Here is a 17,052-nt window from a genome sequence, read left to right as displayed (position 1 = left end):
TTCACGGAAACGGCGATGGCTCTATCTCTTTGTTTTGACGCAATTCCGGACGGAAAACCACCTACACTTTTCCTGGAATTGCTCTAAGCATCCCGATTGGTCAGCGCGATGTGGCAGCAGCCGGAGCCGTGACCCGGCGTCCAGGTGACATTGTCGAAGCGCACGCCGGTCGCCTCGAACAGGCCGCGGTCGAAGGCGCCGGCGATGCGGCAGAGCGTGGCGAGTTTTTCCTCGCCGACGCCGGCCTCGACCCAGGCGTCTTTCAGCGGGCAGCGCTTCACCTTGAAGGCGATGTGGTCCGGCCCTCGATCGACGTCGGTCGGATACATGCGGCCGCCATCAGGGCTGACGGAGAGGAATGCTTCGCCGATCGCCGGCGCGTCGTTTGGACCGAAGCCGGCGAAAGCCGCCGCCGCGACTTCCTGGCCGCGCTTTTCGATGGTGCGCACCATCACCGCTTCGGCCTTCGCAGCGCCGAGCGCGGCGGTCAGCTCGTCGAGGAAGAGGCGATAGAGGTCGGCGCGGTTGCGAAAGGCGGAGTCGAGCTCGCGCGACAGTTTTTCGGCTCTGACGGTTTCGAGATTGGTCATGATGCGTCCTGACTGGTCCTGACAAGCTTCGGCGTCGCCGCCACCAGCGCCTTGCCGACCGCCGATTGCGGATCGGCGATGACGGCGCGGGCATCGCCGCTCTCGGCGATCCGGCCGGCATCGAGGATGACGACGCGATGGGCGACGGCGCGGATGACGCCGAGGTCATGGGAAATAAACAGATAGGCGATCCGTTCCTGCCGTTGCAGGTCGAGCAGCAATTCCAGGATTTGTCCGCGCACCGAGACATCGAGCGCCGACACGGCTTCGTCGAGCACGATCAGCGATGGCCGCGTGGCGATGGCGCGGGCGATCGCCACGCGTTGGCGCTGGCCACCGGAGATCTCATGGATGGCACGCGCGGCGAGGCTGGTATCGAGGCCGACGCGCTCCAGCAGCGCCGCAATCCGGCGCGGGCGCTCGGCGCGCGAAGCGATGTTGTAGATGCGCAAGGGGTCGTCCAGGACCCGCGCAACAGTGGCGCGCGGATTGAAGGCGGCTAGCGGATCCTGGAACACCATCTGCAGGCGGGCGCGGCGCGTGCGCAGTGCGGCACCTGACAGTGCAAGGAAGTCGCCGCCCTCGAAGTCGATGCGGCCGGCATCTGGCTCGATCAGCCGCAGCACCAGCTTTGCGATCGTCGATTTGCCGCTGCCGGACGGGCCGGCGAGCGCCAGCGTTTCGGCGGGGCCGATCTCGAAGGATATGTCGTCGACCGCCGCGAAGGGCTTGCCGCCGCGACGGTAGCGCTTGGCGAGATTGGAGACGGCAAGCAGGCTCATGCCGAAGCGCCTTGCCGGTCCAGCAAAGGCTTCGCATCGAGGCCGAGATGGGCGTCGAGCAATGCGCGCGTATAGGCGTGTCGCGGAGCTTCGATAATCTGGCGGGCTTCGCCAAGCTCGACCAGTTCACCGTGGCGCAGCACCGCGATGCGATCGGCCAATGTGGTGGCGAGCGCGATGTCGTGGCTGATGAAGATGAGCGTCATGCCATCCTCGGCCACCAACCGGCGGATCAGGGCGACGATCTCGGCCTGGACGATGGTGTCGATCGCGCTGGTCGCTTCATCGGCGATCAGGAGTTTTGGTGCGGCGGCGATTGCCGCGGCGATGGCCACGCGCTGCTTCTGGCCGCCGGAGAGCTGGTGCGGGTAGGCGCGGAGGGTGGCGTCCGGATTGGGCAGGTGGACGCGTTCGAGCAGGGTTTTGGCTTTGGTGTAGGCGTCAGGCCAGGTCAGGTCGAGATGCGTGCGGGCGACTTCGGCGATTTGCTTGCCGATCGGTATGACCGGATCGAGGCTGGAAGAGGGGTCCTGGAAGACGAAGCCGATGTCGCGGCCGAGGCGGGGCTGGCTTGTGGCAAGTGCGGACGGTTGGCGATCCTTCGCCCCCCTCTCTGTCCTGCCGGACATCTCCCCCTCAAGGGGGGAGATTACGCTGTGATCTCCGCCTTCGCCAATCTTCGAGGTCGCAAGAAGAGAGCCGGCGCCGGAATTGCCAATCTCCCCCCTTGAGGGGGAGATGTCCGGCAGGACAGAGAGGGGGGCCTTGGCGCCAGCGCTTGCCGGCAAGAGCCACCCAATCGTTCCACCAACCCTGGCCCCCCTCGCCAGCAGCCCCGCAACCGCCAATGCCAACGTGCTCTTGCCCGAGCCGCTTTCGCCGATGATCGCCAGGCGCTCTCCTGCGAGAACCTCCAGGCTGACACCCTTCAGCGCTGGCACCTCTATACCGTCGCGGCGATAGGCAATCACCAGATCGCGAATGGAAAGCAGCACCGTCATGACAGGCTCCTGCGCACCGCGGTGCTTTCCACCACGCCTTCACCGGCGAGGTAGACGCCGAGCACCGTCAGCACGAGCGCCACGCCCGGAACGATCGATAGAAACGGCGCGGTGCGCAGCACCGTGCGTCCCTCGGCAATCATGCCGCCCCAGGTGACGCGGTTGGGATCGCCAAGGCCAAGAAAGGAAAGTGCTGCTTCGGTCAGGATCGCCGCCGCGACGATCACGGAGGACAGCGCCAGCACCGGCGGCAGCGCGTTGGGCAGCACCTCGCGAAAGGCGATCTCGAGCGGATGCATGCCGATGATCCGGGCGCCGGCGACATAGTCGCGTTCGCGGATCGACAGGACTTCCGCGCGGGCGACGCGCGCGGGTCCGGTCCAGGCGCTGAGCGCGATCGCCGCTACGACAACGCCCAGCGAGGGACCGACAATGCTGACGAAGGCGAGCGCCAGCAGGAAGCTCGGCACGGTCTGGAAGGCGTCGGTGACGCGCATCAGCACTTCGTCGAGCAGGCCGCTGGCGAAGCCGGCTAGAGTACCGACAGCGGCACCGATCAGGAGCGCGGCGGCAGCCGCCGCCAATCCCACCGCCAGCGAGGTGCGGGCGCCGTGGAAAAGCTCGGCCAGCACGTCGCGGCCGAGGCGGTCGGTGCCGAGCGGCAGCGACCAGTCCTGGAAAGGCGGCAGCAGCGCCGGGCCGGCGATCGCCTGCGGATCGCCGGGAAAAAGCAGTGGTGCGGCCAGCGCCATTGCGACCAGCAGAGCGAGGATGAGCGCGCCGGCGATTGCCTCTGGTGTGCGGAAGAAGCGATGCAGGCGGCTCATGCGTTTGCCTCGCTGGCGCCGACGCGCGGATCGAGGAAGGCATAGGCGAGGTCGACCAGGAGGTTGATGACGATGACCAGGAAGGCGCTGGCCAGGATAATGCCGAGCAGCAGCGGCGTGTCGCGGCCGGCGACCGCTTCCTGCGCCAGCCGGCCGAGCCCGGGCACGGCAAAGACGCTTTCGATGACGACGCTGCCGCCCAGCATCTGCGCCGACTGCAGGCCAAGCATCGTGACCAGCGGCAGAAGCGCGTTGCGGGCGACATGGGCAAGCACGATGCGGCGGCGCGTCAGCCCCCGGGCGCGGGCGGCCAGGACAAAATCCTGCCGCCAGGCCTCGGCCATGCCGGCGCGCATCATTCGCAGATAGAGCGCGAGATAGATGAAGCCGAGCGCCGCGACCGGCAACACGAGATGGGTGGCGATGTCGGCGGCCCGGGCGAGCCCGGTCTTGCCGGAAGCAATGGTCTCGATGCCGCCGATCGGCAGCCAGCGCAGATCGACGGCGAAGACAACGATCAGCACTAGGCCGAGCCAGAAGCCGGGAACCGCATAAAGCGCCAGTGAGCCGATGGAGAGGACGCGGTCGCGAAAACTGCCGGGTTTCGCGCCTGCGTAGATGCCGAGCGCCGAGCCGAGGCCGAAGGAGAGCGCGGTGGCGCTGCCCATCAGAATGAGCGTGGTCGGGAGGCGCTCGAGGATGATTTCGCGGATCGGCCTGGAGAAGGTGATGGATTGGCCGAGATCGAGATGCAGCAGTGCCCAGAGGTAGTTGGCGAGCCGCGTCAGTTCCGACTGGTCGAGGCCCCAGCGGTGGCGCAGCAATTCGATCATGCCGGCATCGCCGCCGGTCGAGACGATATAGGCATCGACCGCATCGCCCGGGGCTGCTTCGAGCAGGAGGAAGCTGCCGATGATGACGATGAGGAGGACGAAGACGCTGCCGACGAGACGGCGGCGGATGAGGGTGAGGGCGCGGGTCATGCGCGCCTCTTGAGGTTGGCGGTACGCTGGCTAGGATTGCGCCCAGACCCCCCTCTCTGTCCTGCCGGACATCTCCCCCTCAAGGGGGGAGATTGGCTTTCATCTACGGCTTCGCCAATTTTCGACGTTGCAGGACTGGCGGGACGGACAAACGGCTGATCTCCCCCCTTGAGGGGGAGATGTCCGGCAGGACAGAGAGGGGGGTGACGGAACGCGGCCTCCGGCCAAATTCCGATTTCTTCGCGAATTTTCATCCGCGCGAATGTGTCACGATTCCAAATAGGTGTCCGCCCAGTTCGACACCGCCCAGCGCGGGTTGTTGGCGATATTTCCGACCGTATCGCGCGCGACGGAAATGAAACTCCACTCGGCGACGTTGATCAGCGGCAAGTCGGCGGCGACCTTTTTCTGAAACTCCTTGTAGAGCTCGGTGCGGGCCGATGTGTCGAGCGTCTCGGATGCCTTGGCGATCAGCGCGTCGAGCTCGGCGTTCTTGTAGCCGCCCTGGTTGGAGAAGGGCACGCCGTCGGGAATGCCGCTCTGCACCAGGATGGTGGTCGAGATCGCAGGGTCGCCGCGGAACACCGGCGGACCGACGGCGAGGTCGAAGGCATGGTCGGTGTAGACGGCCTTGATGTGCGCGGCAGAGTCGTTGTTGACGATCTCGGCGTCGATGCCGATGGCGGCGAGCGCCTGACGCAGATAGTCGCCGAACTGCTTCGTCTCGTTGAAATAGGGTGCCGGCAGCAGCTTTAGCGCAAAGCGTTTGCCGTCGTCGGCGCGCTTGTAGCCGGCTTCGTCCAGCAGCGCATTGGCCTTGGCGACGTCGAAGGCATAAGTCGGCACGTCGGCGGTGTAGAATTGCGGATCGTTCTTCGGCACCGGGCCGGTCGCGGTCGCGGCGTAGCCGAGGAAGACCGTCTTGACGACGAAGTCCTTGTCGATGGCATGCGCGATCGCCTGCCGCACTTTCAGGTCGGCCAGCTCCTTGCGGCGGTGGTTGATCTCGACGACGAGCTGGTAGGTCAGCCCCTCATAGCCCTTGGTGATGACCTTCAGGCCTGGCACTTTGGAAATGCGGTCGAGGTCGGCAAGCGGCACGGCCGAGAAGGCGGCGAGCTGGATCTCCTCGGCTTCGAGTGCCGCGGCGGCCGACGTGCGGTCCGGCAACACCTGGTAGACGATCTCGTCGAGATAGGGCTCATCCTTGCCCCAATAGGCGTCGTTCTTCGTTAGCCGGTAATATTGCCCGGCCTTGTATTCGGCGAATTTGAACGGGCCTGTGCCGACCGGCGCGTTGTTGGCCGGGTTGTCCTCGATCTTGCCCACCGCATAGACGTGTTTCGGCACGACGCTCGACAGCGCCGGCAGCGCGTTGCGGATCAGCTGGAACGGCGTCGGCTTGGCGAATTTGAAGATTGCGGTCAGCTCGTCCGGCGTGTCGACGGCAGCAAGGTCCTTGAACACGGTGCGGCCGAGATTCTGCAGCGGCTTCCAGATCTGCAGCGCCGAGAAGGCGACATCGGCGGAGGTGAAGGGCTTGCCGTCATGCCATTTGACGCCTTCGCGCAGTTTGAAGGTCACCGACAGGCCGTCGGCAGCACCCTCCCAGGAAAGTGCCAGCCGCGGCTCAAGCCCGTCCTTGCCGTCGGAGGAGGCTTCGGCCAGCGTCTCGACGATCTTGCTGGAAATGAAGAAGACACCGTTGGAGGCGACGATCGCCGGGTTGAGGTTGCGCGGCTCGGAGTCGGCGGCGACGATCAGCCGGCCGCCCTTCTTCGGCGTCTGTGCAAAGCCGATGGTCGGCAGCGCGGTCGAGGCCAGAAGCAGCGCCGAGCCGGCCAGCAGGCCGCGGCGTGAAATCGTCAATTCGGACATCGCTCAAACTCCCCACTTCGCGCCATGGCAGGCGCGGCAATCGCGTGATTATGGCGCTTGGCAAAGGTTTCGCCAGAGACGGATTTGGCGCATCATGGCTTGGCTTTGAAATTTCCGTCCGCTGGACCAGCCAGCCGAAAGAAGCTCTTATGTCCTTATCTGGTAAGACCAGATTGGCGAAGATGGACCGAGATTGGGACGAAGAAGCGCCTTTGGCGCGAAAGTGATCAGCTCTGGCTGGACCAGAGTGGCCAAGATGATGCAGATTTGGCCAACAGCCATAAATCGTGACGTTCGGCGCTCCTGCGGCCGATGAAAAAAATAGGGAGAGGCAGATGAACATCGCTCCGGGCAAGACCGAGGTCAGCAGCATTCCGTTCGACCGGGCGCGGGTGGACCGGCTGATGGAGGAAGCCGGCATTGACGTGCTCTTCGCTACCTCCAAGCACAACACCCAATATCTGCTCGGCGGCTACAAGTTCATCTTCTTTGCCGCGATGGATGCGATCGGTCACAGCCGTTATCTGCCGATCGTGCTCTATGAGAAAGGTGGGCCGGAGCATGCCGCCTATATCGGCAACAAGATGGAAGGCGGCGAGCACCAGAACCATCCGTTCTGGACGCCGACCCTGCATGCCGCCTGCTGGGGCACGCTCGACGCCGCCAATCTTGCGGTGGAGCATCTCAAGCAGATCGGCAAAAGCGCGGCGCGCATCGGCATCGAGCCGGGCTTCCTGCCGTCGGATGCCTACACGCTGGTCCGCAAGGCGCTGCCGGACGCGAAGCTGATCGATGCGACCGGCATGCTGGAGAGCATGCGCGCCATCAAGACCGAGGCTGAGCTCGAACAGCTGCGCATCGCCTCCGAACTGATCACCGACTCGATGCTGGCGACGATCGGCTGGGCGCGCGAGGGGACGACCAAGGCCGATATCATCGAGCACCTCAGGCGGGAGGAGACCAATCGCGGCGCGCATTTCGAATATTGCCTGTTGACGCTGGGCTCCAGCCACAACCGCGCTTCCTCAAGCCAGGCGTGGAAGAAGGGCGAGGTGCTGTCGATCGATTCCGGCGGCAATTATCACGGCTATATCGGCGACCTCTGCCGCATGGGCGTGCTTGGCGAGCCGGATGCCGAGCTGGAGGATCTTCTGGCCGAAGTCGAAACCGTGCAGCAGGCGGCCTTCTCCAAGGTCAAGGCCGGCACGCTGGGCGGCGACATGATCGCGCATGCGGAGAGCGTTCTGAAGGCCTCCAAGGTTGCGGCCTATACGGATTTCTTCGCCCACGGCATGGGGCTGATCACGCATGAGGCGCCGTTCCTGATGACCAACCATCCGGTCGCCTATGAAGGCACCTATGCGGCCAAGCCGCTGGAGAAGAACATGGTGCTGTCGGTCGAGACGACCATGCTTCACCCGACACGCGGCTTCATCAAGCTGGAGGACACGGTCGCGGTGACCGACGCCGGCTATGTGATGTTCGGCGACCGCGGGCGCGGCTGGAACAGAGGCGGGATTTCATAGAGCCGAAGGCCCGCGCTGCCCCTCATCCGCCCTTCGGGCACCTTCTCCCCGTAGAACGGGGAGAAGGGAAGTTCATCATTTTCCCGCCGGCAGCAGCTTGAAGTCCGGCAGATCGCGCAGCGTCAGTTCCGGTCCGGCCGGCGAATAGACGACGAAGAGCTGCATCGGCTGGTCGCCGGTGTTGAGCGTCGAATGGAAGCGGCTTTCCGGCACGTAGATGGTGCAGCCGGGACCGACTTTGGCCACAACCGGATTGCCCTTCTCGTCCTCGACCATCTGCTCGCCACTGCCGGAGATGACGAAGATGATCTCTTCGGCGCCCGGATGGTTGTGACGGGTGTGACCCTGGCCGGGCGGCAAGTCGACGACGCCGCCGGAAAAGCGTTCGGCGCCGTTCACCTCGGGCGCGACGGTAAGCGACAATTTTCCCCAGTCGAAGCCAAAGGCGCTGACATCCTTCGGGTAGACGAAAACCTTGCTTCTGTCGGCCATTCTCTCATCCCTTCTTTTTCTTTGGCGTTGCTTTCAGGTCGTGCAGTGTCACAGCCTTGAAATCCGCCGTCTGCCTGGCGATCGCGGCTTCCGCCGGCAGCCGTTCCATCGAGCTTGCGCCGTAAAAGCCGTGCAGGCCCTTGCAGCGGTCGAGGATGTAACGGGCATCGTCGGGCATCGAGATCGGCCCGCCATGGCAAAGCAGGATCACATCCTTGCGCACCGAACGCGCGGCATCGGCAATGGCGTCGATCTCCTTGACGCAGGCGTCGAGCGTTTTCGCCGAAGTGGCGCCGATCGAGCCGCCGGTCGTCACACCCATATGGGCGACGACAATGTCGGCGCCGGCCTTGGTCATGGCGCGGGCTTCCTCCGGGTTGAAGACATAGGGCGTGGTAAGAAGGTCGAGCTTGTGCGCCTCGGCGATCATGTCGACCTCGAGTCCAAAACCCATGCCGGTCTCCTCGAAGCTCTGGCGCATGGTGCCGTCGAACAGGCCGACGGTCGGAAAATTCTGTACGCCGGAAAAGCCCATCGTCTTCAGCTCGGCGAGAAGCAGCGGCATGATGACGAAAGGATCGGTGCCGTTGACGCCGGCCAGCACCGGCGTCTTTTTCACCACCGGCAGCACCTCATAGGCCATCTCCTTCACGATCTCGTTGGCGTTGCCATAGGCGAGCAGGCCGGCGGCCGAGCCGCGTCCGGCCATGCGGTAGCGGCCGGAATTGTAGATGATGATCAGGTCGATGCCGCCGGCTTCCTCGGCCTTGGCCGACAGACCGGTGCCGGCGCCGCCGCCGACGATCGGCACGCCGTCGGCGATCATCTTGCGGAATTTTTCCAGGATCTTTTTGCGCGGAATGGCGGCCATGCTTATCGGTCTCACTTGTTGGCGATGTCGAGGAAAGCCTCGGCGGCGGCCGTGGCGAATGCGGGTTCGTTGATGTGCAGCGGCAGCCGCGTCACCGTGCGGTTCCTATTCGGTTTGATCGTGCGTTCGATCGCTTCGAACAGCGCGGTGTCGGCTTCCGGGTCGAAGAAGGCGCCGCCTTCGATGTCGAGCGCCGAGACGCCTTTTTCCGGAATGAGAAAGCGGACCGGGCCATCGCAGCGCGCGAGGCGGCCGCCGATCCATTCGCCGATCTTGCGGCATTCGTCGGCCGTGGTGCGCATCAGCGTGACGTTGGGATTGTGCTCGTAGAACAACCGCCCGCGATATTTTTCCGGGATAGTCGGCGGCGCCCAGAAGTTCACCATGTCGAGCGCGCCGACCGAGCCTACGTAAGGCAGCTTTGTACGTGCGATGGCGCCGAAGCGATCTTCCGTCGCCGGCAGCACGCCGCCGAACAGCAAATCGCAGACTTCGGTGGTGGTGATGTCGAGGACGCCGGCAAGCAAGCCGGAATCGGCCAGCTTCTCCATCGAGCGGCCGCCGGTGCCGGTGGCGTGGAAGACCATGCAGTCATAGTCGGCGCGCAAGCGGTCGACGATTGCGGTCACGCAAGGGGTGGTGACGCCGAACATGGTGAGCCCGAGCGCCGGTTTGCCTGCAGCGGCCGGGGCCGGCTTTGCCGCCATGCCGGCGATCGCCTGGGCGGCGTTGTGCAGCACGACACGCGAGAGCCTGTTCAGTCCCGCCATATCGGTGACCGACGGCATCATGATGATGTCGGAGACGTCGACGTAAGGCGCGGTGTCGCCGGAGGCCAGCGTCGAGACCATGATTTTAGGCAGGCCGAGCGGCAGCGCGCGCATGCCGGCGGTGATGATCGAGGTGCCGCCACCGCCGCCGATACCGATCACGCCGGCGACGTCGTCGCGCGACCGGATGAAATTGGCGAAGGCGGCGCCCATGCCGGCAACCGCCGCGCCGCGGTCGTCGATGCCGAGAACCGCGCCGGCTCCCCGGGGATGATGCGCGGCAACCTCGCTGGCGGGAATATCGACCGGGACGGCCGCGCTGCGCGTGCCGATATCGACACGAACGACCGCGCCACCGGCGTTGGCGATTACATCGGCCAGGAAGGCGAGTTCCTCACCTTTGGTGTCGGCGGTGCCGACCACATAGATGTGCCTCATCCCGTGGCTCCCCGTCATCCGGCATGTTCGGCATCGCCGCCTGCCTTTTCGCCCACCCTTAAGCTCCTCGGCAAAAGCCTCGTCGCTGGTGGGGACCCCGTCATTGCCCGGCATTGCGCCATTGCAAATTTTTGAGACGCGCGTATCGTATTGATATGGATGTCTCACGTCAACAAGCCGCCGCCAATGACGAGGCCGCCCCGGTGCCGGCCGTCGAGAGGGGGGCGCGCGCCCGCACCAGGCGGCTGATGCTGGAAACGGCGACAAGGCTGATGCAGTCCGGCATGACGCCTTCGGTCAGCGAGGTCGCGGAGGCAGCGGCGGTGTCGCGCGCGACCGCCTACCGGTATTTCCCAAGCCAGGCAGCGCTGGTGCAGGCTGTGGTCGATGAGGGGCTCGGCCCTATCCTGACCTGGAAATCCGCGTCGAACGATGCCGAGCGGCGCGTGGCGGATCTGTTTGCCACCGCGATGCCGCGCATCGAGGCCTTCGAGGCGACCTTCAAGGCGGCATTGAAGCTGTCCCTCGACCAATGGGCGCGGCGTCAGGCCGGCACGCTCGGATCGGAGCCTGCCTTCACGCGCGGCCATCGCGTCGACCTGCTGAAAGATGCGATCGCGCCGCTCAAGGGCCGCCTGAAGCCGCGCCAGCTGAGGCGCCTTGCCCAGGCGCTGTCGCTGATGTTCGGCGTCGAGGTGGTGACGGTGCTGAAGGATATCTGGGGGCTGGACAGCACCGAGATGATGTCGGTGGCGCAATGGGCGGCTGGCGCGCTGGTTCGCGCCGCGATGGCGGAATCAGGGGTTGGATCGGCAGGAATCCCGGCGGCCTCGAAGACTGCAATCGCTTAAATCTGGTTCGACCAGATTGCGTGAGCAGTTTTGAATGTTAGTTGCGATGAGCCGCCCGTGACAAGGGTCACACATATCAAATAGTAGGAAAAACAAGGCAAAACAGACAGATATCGCGATGTTTGGCTTGTGTGGCTGGTTCCGTCGCCTCAAGAAAGCGCTTGACGCCAAGCCGGAATTGGTAATACCAGATCAAGACGGATAAAGCGGATCAAAAGTGAAGGGCTGCGATCCATTTCCGGCAGGGGCGAGGAGGCCTGGAACCGGAGAGGTGCCATCACAGGAGGAACTACCAGGGCCGGTTTCGCTGCCGGCTCGCATGACGCGGTAGAATGCGCACAAGGGAGGAAAACTATGCGCAAGATAGTGACCAGCGTGATTGCTGGTATCGGGCTGGCGCTTGCCTGCGGGACATCCGTCCGCGCGCAGGACAAGGAACTCACCATCTTCTGGGCGGAATGGGATCCGGCGAACTATCTGCAGGAACTCGTCAATGATTACACGGCCGAGACCGGCGTGAAGGTCACGGTTCAGACGACGCCATGGCCTGATTTCCAGACCAAGGCCTTCACCGAGTTCAACGCTCATGGCGACGCCTACGATCTGGTCGTCGGCGACTCGCAATGGCTGGGCGCCGGTTCGACGCAGGGCCACTATGTCGACCTGACCGACTTCTTCAACCAGCACAAGCTCACCGACGTGATGGCGCCCGCGACCATCAAATATTACGCCGAATATCCCGGCGGTTCCGGCAAATACTGGGCGATCCCGCTGGAAGGCGATGCGATCGGCTGGTCCTACCGCAAGGACTGGTTCGAGGACCCGAAGGAGAAGGAAGCCTTCAAGGCGAAATACAAGTACGACCTCGCCGTGCCGACGACCTACGCGCAGCTGCGCGACATCGCCGAGTTCTTCCACCGTCCGGACCAGAAGCGCTACGGCGTCGCCATCTACACCGACAATTCCTATGACGCGATGGCGATGGGCGTCGAAAGCGCCATCTTCAGCTACGGCGGCGATCTCGGCGACTATGCAAGTTACAAGGTCGACGGCATCACCAATTCGAAAGAGGCCGCCGCCGGCCTCGACATGTACAAGGAGCTCTACAAGTTCACGCCTCCCGGCTGGGGCAAGACCTTCTTCGTGGAGGACAACCAGGCGATCACCGGCGGCCTCGCCGCGATGAGCATGAACTTCTTCGCCTTCTTCCCGCCGCTGGTGAACAAGGCCACCAACCCATACGCCGACGTGACGGGCTTCTTCGCCAACCCGGCCGGCCCGGACGGAAAGCGCTTCGCCGCTCTCGGCGGCCAGGGCGTTTCGGTCGTCTCGTATTCGAAGAACAAGGACGAGGCGATGAAGTTCCTCGAATGGTTCATCAAGGACGAGACCCAGAAGAAGTGGGCCGAGCTCGGCGGCTACACCTGCAGCCAGGCCGTGCTGAAGTCGGAAGCCTTTCAGAAGGCCACGCCTTACAACAAGGCGTTCTACGACACGATGTTCATGGTCAAGGACTTCTGGGCGACGCCTGAATACGCCGAAGTGCTCGATCAGCTGAACCAGAACATCTATCCGTTCGTGGTCGGCGGGAAGGGCACAGCCCAGGAAGCGCTCGACAAGACCGCCGCCGACTGGAAGGCGACGTTCACCAAGTACAACCGCTACAAGTAAGCACCACAGTCAGAATGCCGGAGGAGGGTTTCCCCTCCGGCATTCCTGTTTTCAGGGAGACATTCGTTGGCTTCGGTAGCCCTCACCCATCTTGATCCGGCCTCAAGGGCCGCCGCGCGCGGCTGGTCGGATCTGACCATCCGCAACCTGTTCATCATCCCGACGCTGGTTTTCCTGATCGTCTTCAACATCTTTCCGCTGATCTATTCGCTCGGCTATTCCTTCACGAACTTCGCCGCGAACCGCAGCGAGCCATGGCAGTTCGTCGGCTTGCAGAATTATCGCGAGCTGCTCAGCGACGACCACATCTGGTCGAACTTCGTCATCACGGCGAAATATGTCATCGTTTCGGTGGCCGGGCAGATGATCGTCGGCTTCGGCCTTGCGCTGCTGCTCAACCGCAGCTTTCCGATGAAGGGCCTGATCACCACGCTGCTGCTGTTGCCGATGATGATGTCGGCTGCGGTCGTTGGCCTGTTCTGGCAGCTGCTCTACAGCCCGTCCTGGGGCCCGATCAACTACGTCTTCGGCCTTGGCGACTTCGCCTGGCTCTCCAATCCCGACAGCGCGCTCTACGCGGTCGCGATCACCGATATCTGGATGTGGTCGCCCTTCGTCATGCTGCTGTCGCTCGCCGGCCTGTCGGCGGTGCCGCAGCATCTCTACGAGGCCGCCGCGATCGACCGCGCCGGATGGTGGTACACCTTCACCCGCATCACCTTGCCGCTGGTCTCGCCCATCCTTCTGATCGCGCTGATCTTCCGCACCATGGAAGCCTTCAAGACCTTCGACATCGCCTACACGATGACGACGCAGCCGACCGCCGAACTGATCGCGATCCGGCTCTACAAACAGGCGTTCCAGCAGTGGGACACGGGCAAGTCCTGCGCGCTGGCCTACATCGTGCTGATCATGGTGCTGGCCATCACCAACCTCTACGTGAAGTACCTCAACAAGGTGAAGGAGCGCTGAGATGGCCGCCGTCCGCACTTCTTCCGAAGTCGCCTTCAACCGCATCGCGATTGCCGCGGTGCTGATCGCGACGCTGATCTTCCTGGCGCCGATCTACTGGATCGCCTCGACGGCGTTCAAGCCGAAGGAGCTCGCCGTCAGCGTGCCGCCCACCGTGCTGTTCGAGCCGGAGGTCACGCCGTTCATCCGTCTGTTCACCAAGCGCGTGCAGATGCAGAAGCCCGTCGACCCGCAGGTCTACGAGGCCGCGCCGTGGTGGGAAAAGCGCATCTATGACGGCGGCGAGCGGGTGCTGAAGGTCGGCAACGACGTGCAGCTTTCGCAATATCCCAATCGGTTCATGAACAGCCTGATCGTGGCGGTCATCAGCACGGTGCTCGCCGTCGGCATGGGAACCTTCACCGCCTATGGTTTTTCCCGCTTCAAGATCGCCGGCGAAGCGGATCTTTTGTTCTTCATCCTGTCGACGCGCATGCTGCCGCCGGTGGTGGTCGCCATCCCGATGTTCCTGATGTACCGGATGGTCGGTCTCAACGATTCGCATATCGGCCTGATCATCCTCTATGTCGCCTTCAACCTGTCCTTCTCGGTCTGGCTGATGAAGGGCTTCATGGACGAGATCCCGAAGGAGTATGAGGAAGCGGCGCTCGTCGACGGCTACACGCGCATGCAGGCTTTCTTCAAGATCGTGCTGCCGGAAGCGGCGACCGGCATCGCCGCCACCGCCGTGTTCTGCTTCATCACCGCCTGGAACGAATACGCCTTCGCGCTGATCATGACCAACCGGCGAGCCCAGACGGCGCCGCCCTTCATCCCGTCGCAGATCGGCTCCGGCCTGCCGGACTGGACCACGATCGCGGCAGGCACCTTCCTGTTCCTGCTGCCGGTCGCGATCTTCACCTTCCTGCTGCGCAACCATCTGCTTCGCGGCGTGACGTTCGGAGCGATCCGCAAATGAGTTTTCGCGCCATCAACGAGAAGTACCTGTTCCCGGCCTCGCAGATCCTGATGGTGCTGGGCATCGTCGCGCTCTGCCAGCCATGGAGCCTCAACCTGCATTCCTACGGCGTGACGATCATCCTGGCCGGCCTGATCGGCTTCAACATCACGTCGAAGATCGCACCGGAGCAGAGCGAGGAAACCGGCGCCGCGGCGCATGAGGGAGCCCGGCAGTGACACAGATCGAACTTCGCGGCATCGAGAAATTCTTCGGTGCCGTCCAGGTCATCCACAATCTGAACCTCGCCATCGCCGACAACGAGTTCATCGTGCTGCTCGGACAGTCGGGCTGCGGCAAGACCACGACGCTGCGCGCGATCGCCGGGCTGGAGACGATCGACAAAGGCGACATCCTGATCGACGGCAAAGCGGTGCAGCACCTCAAGGCCGCCGACCGCGACATCGCCATGGTGTTCCAGTCCTTCTCGCTCTACCCGCATATGACGGTGTACGAGAACGTCGCCTTTCCGCTGCGCGCCACGCGCATGAGCAGCGGCGAGGTCGACAAGTCGGTGCGCGAGGTCGCAAGGGTCCTGCGCATCACCGACCTGCTCGACAAGCGGCCGTCGGCGCTTTCGGGCGGCGACATGCAACGGGTGGCGATCGGGCGCGCGCTGGTGCGGCGGCCGAAGGCGATGCTGATGGACGAGCCGATCGGCGCGCTCGACGCCAAGCTGCGCGAGGAGATGCGCGCCGAGATCAAGCGCCTGCACGTCAAGCAAGGGTCGACGACGATCTATGTCACGCACGACCAGATCGAGGCGATGAGCCTCGCCGACCGCATCGTCATCATGCATGAAGGCTTCATCCAGCAGGTCGGCACGCCCGATGATGTCTATTCGCATCCGGCTAATTTGTTCGTGGCGCAATTCGTCGGCAGCCCGGTGATGAACATCGCCGAGGCCAGCGTCGCGGATCAGGCCGGCGCCGCCTCGGTCACGGTCGGCGACGCGCCGGCCGGCTTCGAGTTCCCGGGCCAGCTCCTGTCCAAGCTCAACGGGCATGCAGCCAATGGCGGCCTGACGCTGGGCATCCGCCCGGAGGGCGTGCTCGTACGGCACGATGCGGCGCCCGGCTACATTCCAGTCGAGGCGAACATCATCGAGCCGTTGGGTTCCTTCGACATCGTCGACCTCAAGGTCGGCTCCAAGATGCTGCGCGCCCGCACCAAGGCGGGCTACGTTTCGGGTCCGGGCGAAAAGGTGCATGTCCGCATCGATCCGGAGCAGGCGCATTTCTTCGACACGGCAAGCGGCAAGTCACTCGGAGTAAGGCTGTAATGGCCCATATCGAACTCAGGAACATCACCAAGAAGTTCGGCGGCCACACCGCGCTGACGGGCTTGAACCTCGACATCGCCGACGGCGAGTTCTTCGTGCTGCTCGGCGAAACCGGCGCCGGCAAGACCACGGCTTTGCGACTGATCGCAGGGCTCGAAAAGCCGACCGAGGGCCAGGTCTTCATCGACGGCGTCGATGTCGCCGAATGGGGCGCGGCGGAGCGCGACGTGGCACTGGTGCTGCAGCAATATTCGCTCTATCCGCGCTACACGGTGCGCGAGAACCTCGAATTCCCGCTGAAGCCGAAGATCCGCCGGCTGCCGGACGCCGAAATCAAGGACCGCGTCGCGCGCGCGGCTCGCACGCTCCGGATCGAGCATCTGCTCGACCGCAAGACCGACCGGCTTTCCGGCGGCGAGATGCAGCGCGTCTCGATCGGCCGCGCCATCGTGCGCAAGCCGCGCGTCTTCCTGATGGACGAGCCGCTGTCGGCGCTCGACGCCAAGCTGCGCGAGGCGCTGCGCACGGAACTCAAGAACCTGCAGATGCAGCTCGGCGCCACCTTCCTGTTCGTCACCCACGACCAGATCGAGGCGATGTCGATGGGCGACAAGGTGGGCGTGCTCAACCATGGCCGCATCGTCCAGACCGGCACGCCGCAGGAGATCTACAACAATCCGCGCGACACCTATGTCGCGAGCTTCGTCGGCTCGCCGCCGATGAACCTCATCGACGGCAGACTGGTCGAAAACCGCGCGGTAATGGCGCCGATGAATTTCGAACTGCCGCTATCAGGGGGGACCAAGGCGAGCGGAGCGGCCGACGGTCGCCCGCTCGTCTTCGGCATCCGTCCGGAGGACGTCTATCTGGAAAGCGGCGCGCCGGTCGAAGCGCAGGTCCACGATGTCGAGAACCACGGCGTCGAGAAGATCGTGACGCTCAGGGTCGGCGACACGATGCTGCGGGCCACCGTACCGGCGCGGACAGCTGTCGCCATCGAGCAGCCGGTGCGCTTCGCCTGGAACCCCGACAAAGTGGTGATGTTCGACAAGGGCAGCGGCGTCAGCTTGCGGCACGCCGGATAGAGTCCGGCGTCGCGGCTGTTTGCTGTCGACCTGCGC

Annotated in this window: 17 protein-coding genes; 8 read left to right on the top strand and 9 right to left on the bottom strand. The window is 64.1% G+C overall.

Annotated features, from left to right (window positions below; all coding sequences use genetic code 11):
• Positions 1–83: 83 nt before the first annotated feature.
• The 6 genes from KVT37_RS29430 to KVT37_RS29405 all read right to left on the bottom strand — a co-directional run bounded on the left by KVT37_RS29430 (position 84) and on the right by KVT37_RS29405 (position 6,061).
• Complete coding sequence (locus KVT37_RS29430) at positions 84–590, bottom strand: L-2-amino-thiazoline-4-carboxylic acid hydrolase (RefSeq protein WP_217578536.1); 507 nt, start codon at positions 588–590, stop codon at positions 84–86.
• Positions 587–1,372 carry an ABC transporter ATP-binding protein gene (locus tag KVT37_RS29425; protein WP_217578535.1) on the bottom strand — a complete coding sequence of 262 codons (786 nt, stop codon included), beginning with the start codon at positions 1,370–1,372 and terminating at the stop codon, positions 587–589. Before KVT37_RS29425 ends, KVT37_RS29430 begins: the two co-directional genes overlap by 4 nt.
• Complete coding sequence (locus tag KVT37_RS29420; protein ID WP_217578534.1) at positions 1,369–2,373, bottom strand: ABC transporter ATP-binding protein; 1,005 nt, start codon at positions 2,371–2,373, stop codon at positions 1,369–1,371. The genes KVT37_RS29425 and KVT37_RS29420 overlap by 4 nt, the downstream gene beginning before the upstream one ends.
• Entirely contained in the window at positions 2,370–3,200 is an 831-nt protein-coding gene (locus KVT37_RS29415; RefSeq protein WP_217578533.1) for an ABC transporter permease, read from the bottom strand. The genes KVT37_RS29420 and KVT37_RS29415 overlap by 4 nt, the downstream gene beginning before the upstream one ends.
• Positions 3,197–4,183, bottom strand: a complete 987-nt coding sequence (locus tag KVT37_RS29410) for an ABC transporter permease (protein ID WP_217578532.1) — start codon at positions 4,181–4,183, stop codon at positions 3,197–3,199. Before KVT37_RS29410 ends, KVT37_RS29415 begins: the two co-directional genes overlap by 4 nt.
• Positions 4,184–4,450: 267 nt before the next feature.
• Positions 4,451–6,061 (bottom strand): ABC transporter substrate-binding protein, encoded by a 1,611-nt coding sequence (locus KVT37_RS29405; RefSeq protein ID WP_217578531.1) that lies wholly within the window; start codon positions 6,059–6,061, stop codon positions 4,451–4,453.
• Between the two features lie 335 nt (positions 6,062–6,396).
• On the opposite strand from KVT37_RS29405, the gene KVT37_RS29400 reads away from it, so the two are divergent.
• The gene (locus KVT37_RS29400; protein WP_217578530.1) at positions 6,397–7,587 is read left to right on the top strand and encodes a Xaa-Pro peptidase family protein; all 1,191 of its coding nucleotides are present in this window, start codon (positions 6,397–6,399) and stop codon (positions 7,585–7,587) included.
• Positions 7,588–7,662: 75 nt separating this feature from the next.
• On the opposite strand, the gene KVT37_RS29395 is transcribed toward KVT37_RS29400, so the two are convergent.
• From KVT37_RS29395 to KVT37_RS29385, 3 genes are read right to left on the bottom strand one after another with little or no spacing between them, the layout of a single operon-like run.
• Entirely contained in the window at positions 7,663–8,079 is a 417-nt protein-coding gene (locus KVT37_RS29395) for a cupin domain-containing protein (protein ID WP_217578529.1), read from the bottom strand.
• A 4-nt stretch (positions 8,080–8,083) separates the two neighbouring features.
• A complete protein-coding gene (locus tag KVT37_RS29390; RefSeq protein ID WP_217578528.1) occupies positions 8,084–8,950 on the bottom strand; it encodes a phosphoenolpyruvate hydrolase family protein in 867 nt (288 codons plus the stop codon).
• Positions 8,951–8,961: 11 nt separating this feature from the next.
• On the bottom strand, positions 8,962–10,158 hold the full coding sequence (locus tag KVT37_RS29385) for a Tm-1-like ATP-binding domain-containing protein (protein ID WP_217578527.1): 1,197 nt from the start codon (positions 10,156–10,158) through the stop codon (positions 8,962–8,964).
• A gap of 155 nt (positions 10,159–10,313) precedes the next feature.
• On the opposite strand from KVT37_RS29385, the gene KVT37_RS29380 reads away from it, so the two are divergent.
• The 7 genes from KVT37_RS29380 (at position 10,314) to KVT37_RS29350 (ending at position 17,016) form a co-directional block, all read left to right on the top strand.
• A complete protein-coding gene (locus KVT37_RS29380) occupies positions 10,314–11,009 on the top strand; it encodes a TetR/AcrR family transcriptional regulator (protein WP_217578526.1) in 696 nt (231 codons plus the stop codon).
• A gap of 354 nt (positions 11,010–11,363) precedes the next feature.
• A complete protein-coding gene (locus KVT37_RS29375; RefSeq protein ID WP_217578525.1) occupies positions 11,364–12,680 on the top strand; it encodes an ABC transporter substrate-binding protein in 1,317 nt (438 codons plus the stop codon).
• 66 nt (positions 12,681–12,746) lie between these two features.
• On the top strand, positions 12,747–13,652 hold the full coding sequence (locus tag KVT37_RS29370; RefSeq protein ID WP_217578524.1) for a carbohydrate ABC transporter permease: 906 nt from the start codon (positions 12,747–12,749) through the stop codon (positions 13,650–13,652).
• A gap of 1 nt (position 13,653) precedes the next feature.
• The gene (locus KVT37_RS29365; RefSeq protein ID WP_217578523.1) at positions 13,654–14,610 is read left to right on the top strand and encodes a carbohydrate ABC transporter permease; all 957 of its coding nucleotides are present in this window, start codon (positions 13,654–13,656) and stop codon (positions 14,608–14,610) included.
• Positions 14,607–14,828 (top strand): hypothetical protein, encoded by a 222-nt coding sequence (locus KVT37_RS29360; protein WP_217578522.1) that lies wholly within the window; start codon positions 14,607–14,609, stop codon positions 14,826–14,828. Before KVT37_RS29365 ends, KVT37_RS29360 begins: the two co-directional genes overlap by 4 nt.
• Positions 14,825–15,931, top strand: coding sequence for an ABC transporter ATP-binding protein (locus KVT37_RS29355; protein WP_217578521.1), 1,107 nt, complete (start codon positions 14,825–14,827; stop codon positions 15,929–15,931). The genes KVT37_RS29360 and KVT37_RS29355 overlap by 4 nt, the downstream gene beginning before the upstream one ends.
• Entirely contained in the window at positions 15,931–17,016 is a 1,086-nt protein-coding gene (locus KVT37_RS29350) for an ABC transporter ATP-binding protein (RefSeq protein WP_217578520.1), read from the top strand. Before KVT37_RS29355 ends, KVT37_RS29350 begins: the two co-directional genes overlap by 1 nt.
• The last annotated feature ends 36 nt before the right edge of the window (positions 17,017–17,052 follow it).

Origin of the sequence: Mesorhizobium sp. GbtcB19, assembly GCF_019091085.1 — a bacterium.
Classification (GTDB): Bacteria; Pseudomonadota; Alphaproteobacteria; order Rhizobiales; family Rhizobiaceae; genus Mesorhizobium.
The sequence above is the reverse complement of the archived record's forward strand: the minus strand, read 5'-3'. Positions and strand labels throughout refer to the sequence as shown.